The organism is Streptomyces sp. HPF1205 (assembly GCF_020400825.1).
GTDB lineage: Bacteria > Actinomycetota > Actinomycetes > Streptomycetales > Streptomycetaceae > Actinacidiphila.
Genome location: NZ_JAINVH010000126.1, coordinates 1 through 845, shown reverse-complemented (window position 1 = coordinate 845; position 845 = coordinate 1). Strand labels below are relative to the sequence as shown.

At 65.3% G+C, this 845-nt stretch carries 1 protein-coding gene; it reads left to right on the top strand.

What is annotated here, in order from left to right:
* Positions 1–40 precede the first annotated feature (40 nt).
* On the top strand, positions 41–845 hold an 805-nt coding region (locus K7G61_RS35935), incomplete at its 3' end, for an acyltransferase domain-containing protein (RefSeq protein WP_263985272.1).

Here is an 845-nt window from a genome sequence, read left to right as displayed (position 1 = left end):
GGCGTTCCTGTTCACCGGTCAGGGCAGTCAGCGCCCCGGCATGGGCCGCGAACTCTACGCCACCTACCCCGCGTTCGCCCACGCACTCGACACCGTCTGCGCCACCCTCGACCCCCACCTCCCCCAACCCCTGCGCGACATCATGTTCGCCCCCCACAACACCCCCCAAGCCCAACTCCTCAACCAAACCCAATACACCCAACCCGCACTCTTCGCCCTCCAAGTCGCCCTCCACCACCTCCTCACCACCTGGAACATCCACCCCGACCACCTCACCGGCCACTCCCTCGGCGAAATCACCGCCGCCCACCTCGCCGGAGTCCTCACACTCAACGACGCCGCCACCCTCGTCACCGCACGAGCCCGCCTCATGCAACAACTCCCCCCCAACGGCACCATGCTCGCCGTCACCGCCACCGAAAAAGACATCACCCCCCTCCTCCACAACCACCCCGACATCGCCATCGCCGCCATCAACGGACCCACCTCCCTCGTCCTGTCCGGCACCACAACCACCCTCACCCACCTCACCCAACAACTCACCACCCAAGGCCACAAAACCCGCCCCCTCAACGTCAGCCACGCCTTCCACTCCCCCCACATGCAACCCATGCTCGACACCTTCCACGACATCGCCGCACAACTCACCTACCAACCACCCCAAATCCCCATCATCTCCAACCAAACCGGCCAACCCCTCACCCCCCAACAAGCCCAATCACCCGACTACTGGACCACCCACATCCGCAACACCGTCCGCTTCCACGACACCATCCACACCCTCCACCACCACGGCACCACCACCTACCTCGAACTCGGCCCCGACGCCATCCTCACCGCCATGG